This window comes from uncultured Cardiobacterium sp., from assembly GCF_938028185.1.
In the GTDB taxonomy this organism is placed as follows: Bacteria; Pseudomonadota; Gammaproteobacteria; order Cardiobacteriales; family Cardiobacteriaceae; genus Cardiobacterium.
This window is the reverse complement of sequence record NZ_CALJAH010000076.1, coordinates 1-4,264: the sequence shown is the minus strand read 5'-3', so window position 1 is coordinate 4,264 and position 4,264 is coordinate 1. Positions and strand designations below refer to the sequence as shown.

General features: G+C 57.4%; 4 protein-coding genes and 1 pseudogene. All 5 read left to right on the top strand.

Translation table 11 applies throughout. From position 1 onward, the window contains the following. A pseudogene (locus Q0349_RS02450) lies at positions 1-1,613 on the top strand (hypothetical protein); the annotation flags it as partial. Continuing rightward, a complete protein-coding gene (locus tag Q0349_RS02445) occupies positions 1,610-2,242 on the top strand; it encodes a hypothetical protein (RefSeq protein WP_298079278.1) in 633 nt (210 codons plus the stop codon). The pseudogene Q0349_RS02450 and the gene Q0349_RS02445, both read left to right, overlap by 4 nt. Then, positions 2,202-2,960, top strand: coding sequence for a hypothetical protein (locus Q0349_RS02440; protein ID WP_298079276.1), 759 nt, complete (start codon positions 2,202-2,204; stop codon positions 2,958-2,960). The genes Q0349_RS02445 and Q0349_RS02440 overlap by 41 nt, the downstream gene beginning before the upstream one ends. A gap of 10 nt (positions 2,961-2,970) precedes the next feature. Continuing rightward, positions 2,971-3,414 carry a hypothetical protein gene (locus Q0349_RS02435; RefSeq protein ID WP_298079274.1) on the top strand — a complete coding sequence of 148 codons (444 nt, stop codon included), beginning with the start codon at positions 2,971-2,973 and terminating at the stop codon, positions 3,412-3,414. Between the two features lie 29 nt (positions 3,415-3,443). After that, positions 3,444-4,264 (top strand): hypothetical protein (locus tag Q0349_RS02430; protein WP_298079272.1); only part of this gene is annotated, 821 nt, incomplete at its 3' end.

Here is a 4,264-nt window from a genome sequence, read left to right as displayed (position 1 = left end):
TATTGGACGTGACCGAGCGCGCGGTCGCGGTGGTATCGACTTCGGACTGCATCAGCATCGTCCCGCCACAGTACGACCTCATCAGCCAGGACAGCTTTGTCCGTGCGCTGCCGTTCGTCTATGACTTCAGGCACGACCGCAAATCGGCGCTGCGGGCGCGCATGACCTACCTCAGCCAGATCTCCTCCGTGCTGCCGTTCTTCGGCTCCGGGCGCGGCTCGGACAACCTCTGCTACCTCGGCTACAAGCGCAGCGGCGAGCCGTTCATGTGCAACCCCTTCCTCAAATCCGACCGCTCGCGCGTCGCCCACCAGATGGTGTTTGGCCCGACCGGGGCGGGCAAATCGGCGACGATGATCAGCATGGCACTGATGAGCATGGCGGTGAACGCGCCACGCCAGTTCATCCTCGACAAGGGCAACTCCTTCGGTCTGCTCGCCGACTACTACGAGGCGATGGGCAAAAAGGTGCGGCGCATGACCTTCAATGCTGCCTCCACCGATACCTTCCCGCCCTTTTACGAAACAGAAAAGGCGCTGCGCGAAGCGGACAACAGCGGTCGCCCGCAAGAGCGTAACGATGCAGAAATTGCCGGTGATGACGACGAAGAGCGCAGCTACCTCTCGGAGATGCTCAATACCCTGCGCATCATGGTGACCGGCGGCAAGCAGAGCGATGCCGACAAACTGACCCAGGCGGACATGGCTTTCCTGCAAGATGCCCTAATCAAAGCCTTGCGCGCCAGCCAGGAAAAAGGCGACCCGCACGCGCGGCCGCAGGACGTCCATGAGGCAATGCTCGCCCTCGCCGCCGCAGAAGAATCTGAAACGCTGAAACTGCGCTACCGCGAATTTGCCGCAGCCATCAAATTCTGGACAGAAGGGCCGCGCGGCCGTCTCTTTAACCAGCACGGCGGCGGCTTTGACGCCGATGCCGACCTCACCCTGATTGAAACCGGCTCGCTCACCAACGAAGGCAACGAAGACATGTTCGCCGTCGCCGGACTTGCCACCCTGACCAACATCACCGCGCTCGGCGAACGCACCCAGGCCGATGGCCGCCACATCGAAGTCTATACGGACGAAGGCCACTACTGGATGAAACTGGTGATGCTCATCCTCGGCATGATTCGCGCCACCAAAGTCTGGCGCAAACTCGGTATCTGGCTGATTTTTGGCACACAGGACTTCTCCGACTTCCACGAGGACGCGCGCAAAATCCTGTCGCAGGCGGAATTCTGGTGGCTGTTGTCGATGGGCGAGGACGAAGCGCAGCAAATCTCGCGCTTCAAGAACCTCACCCCGGAGGAGCACTACCTCATCCGCCAGGCCAAGATTGAGAAACCGAACTACACCGAAGGGACGATGCTCTCCGACCGCTTTGGCTGCGGTCTCATCCGCTACATCCCGCCGTCGCTGGTACTCGCCCTCGCCCAAACCGACGCGGATGAAAAAAACGCGCGCAAACGGCTGATGGACGAACACGGCATCAGCGAGCTGGAAGCCGCCATCCGCATCGCCGACCAGATTTCTGCCAGCCGCCGCCGTTGGCAAAACCGCTTCAGCCCCGCCCCGGAGGCAACCCCATCCCAACCGCAAGGAGTACGCCCATGAACCCGAACACCCCGCTTTTCCGCACCGCCCTGCTCGCCTGCTGCATCACCCTCAGCCTCGCCGCAGGCGCGCAAATTGCTCCGGCACCTGCCAGCACTCCCGCACCGGTCAAGGTCAAGGGCAACCCGTTCAACCCCAACTCGGTGCTGCCGGGCAAGGGACAGGACTACCGCGCTGATGACATCCCCAGCGGCGAGGCTGGCTACTACTACATTCCGGGAGCCGCCGCCGGAGCCGACAGCGTTGCCACCGCCTACTACGGCCAGACCTTCAAGTTTGGCGCCGGTTTCCGTTTGGGGCTGAACCGCCAGTGCGGCGAGCTCAATCCTTTCAAAGATATGGCGGGGCAGATCAAAACCAATGTCTCGGAGAAACTCAATCAACTCAGGGCGGTTATAGAAAGCCTTCCTTCACTCATCGCCAGTTCGGCGCTGGAATACGCGCTGGCCAAGGTGAACCCGGAGCTCTACCAGCTGACCCAGCTGAACCTCGACGAATACTTCGAGCTGTTCCAGATTAACGTCAAAACCTGCGAGCAGGTGCGCAGTGATCTCTTGCGCGACGGCGACAAGGCACCTGGACCGGCTGATGCAGGTGGCCATTGGCGACGAATGGAAACGGATGATTGAAAAAGGAGGATTCAAAAACAGCCGCGACATTCAGGCAAAAGTCGCCGAAAAGGCTGCAAAAGAAGGCATCGTTATGGCCGACGGCAAGGCCTACGGCGGCGAAAACCAGGAGCCGATCAACTTCACCCGGTCGCTGGTGAAAGCGGGCTACTCCATCATCACCGGCCACAAGGACGGCAAAACCGGCTGGGATAGCCCGCTCACCGGCAAGACCGACGATATGCCCATCACCAAACATTTCAAGAGCAGCAAGGAAATGGCCGCGTTTCTCGAAGGCATCTATGGCAGCACCACCCAGCGCCTCAATGCCAGCGGCAAAAGCGGGGTAGAAAGCCGCGCCGGCAGCAGCATTGGCCCGGCCTACAACGAAATGCGCAACGACTACCTGACCAAACTCAACGAATACGCCACCCGCAAAATCGACCGCAAAAAATTTGAAGAAGAAACCGGCATCCTTATCGCGCCGGCGGTGATGGAAGACATCCGCCGCGCTGACCCCTACCAGCGCGCAGCACTGATTGAAGACCGCGCCAAGCAGGACGCGATTGACACGATGGTGACGCGTCTTTATCTGGCGAGCGACGTGCTGCGCGCCGGCATCAACGCGCCGGACATGGTGCAGTCCAGCCTCTACGGCGTCGCCCGCGAAGAATACGAAAAACTCTACTTCATGATTCAGGACGACATCTCCCGCCTGCAAAACAGCCGCTACCGCTGAGGACACCGCCATGCTGCGCAGAACATTCCGCTTCATCCTCCGCTTCGGCTTCTTCATCCTCGTGCTGCTGGTCATCATCGTCGGTGGTCTGGCATTACTCGCGTTCATCGGCCCGGAAGGCACGGTGAACTTCAAAAAACTGCTGGATGCGGGCTGGTGGTTCACCAGCATCATCCGCTGGCTGGCGATTGCAGGCATCATCCTCTACCTGCCGAAATTTGCCGCCAAACGCGCCGAACGCTACGCGCGGGAGCTGGAAGGCTGGATTGATGCCTACGACAACGCCGAAGCACAGGGGGCGACCTTTGAAACCCTGCAAGACATCCAGGCGCGTGCCAACGACTGCGACAAAATGCGCCTCTCCTACGAAAAACTGCTGCAGCACCACCGCCTTGCGGGCTGCCTGCTCATCTGCATCGAGATCATCTTTGTGCAGTTTCCGCATCTGATTTGAACCACCTGATTTGATTCAAGGAGAGAAAAATGCACACCTCGTCCTACCTCGAAGCCTTCCTCTCGGTCTATGGCTGGATGATGTACAACACCTTGTACGAACTGTTCGCCATGACCTGGCTGCTGTTTCTGCCGTTCATGAAGCTTGGGTTTCTCACCTTCATTGACACCTTGAGCGATGCCGGGAACCGCTATGGCCAGTTCAAGAAAGGGATTATTACCTTTGTCCTGATGCTGTTTGCGCTGTTTTTGGCAGTGGTGCCAATGGATAAAATCGCAATACAGGATGCGGCGATTATGCACCATTGCAAAGTGCCTGACAAACTCAATTCCTACCAGCAATGGAAAATAAAAAATGCACCAGCCAAGCTGAAAGAATTTTACGGTTTTGATGTTTCCGAGGGTGGCAAAGTACCATTGTTGCCATCGCTGGCGATGCGTATTGCCTCCGGTACCAATAACGTGATTTATCAGGCCATGCCCTGCGCCCCTTCAGTACGCGATTTTGCAATGGTACTCAAAACTTCGGAAGTAACCAACAAGGATTTGCGTGGAGAAATAGAACGTTTTAGTCATCAATGCGCCAGTCCTGTACGGGATCATATAGGTCAACTGAAACAAAGAGCACCCGGTACTTACAGAAAAATCATCGAATGGGGCAGGGGAGACATAACAGATCCTAAAAAAGCCAGTTTAAATAGCGAACACAGAGAAATTACTTATCCCGGCAGTAAAACCTTCAAGGCAATAATGTCCGGTAATTTAAGTGAAATATCCGGGTTAATAGACCCAACGGAGAAACAGGCAGTTGAAGAAATTATACTGGGCGCGACACCCGGCGAAAACCCGTT

Coding starts and splice junctions, on each gene's coding strand:
- Q0349_RS02445 (WP_298079278.1), top strand. CDS start 1,610: ATGAACCCGAACACCCCGCTTTTCCGCACCGCCCTGCTCGCCTGCTGC.
- Q0349_RS02440 (WP_298079276.1), top strand. CDS start 2,202: ATGCAGGTGGCCATTGGCGACGAATGGAAACGGATGATTGAAAAAGGA.
- Q0349_RS02435 (WP_298079274.1), top strand. CDS start 2,971: ATGCTGCGCAGAACATTCCGCTTCATCCTCCGCTTCGGCTTCTTCATC.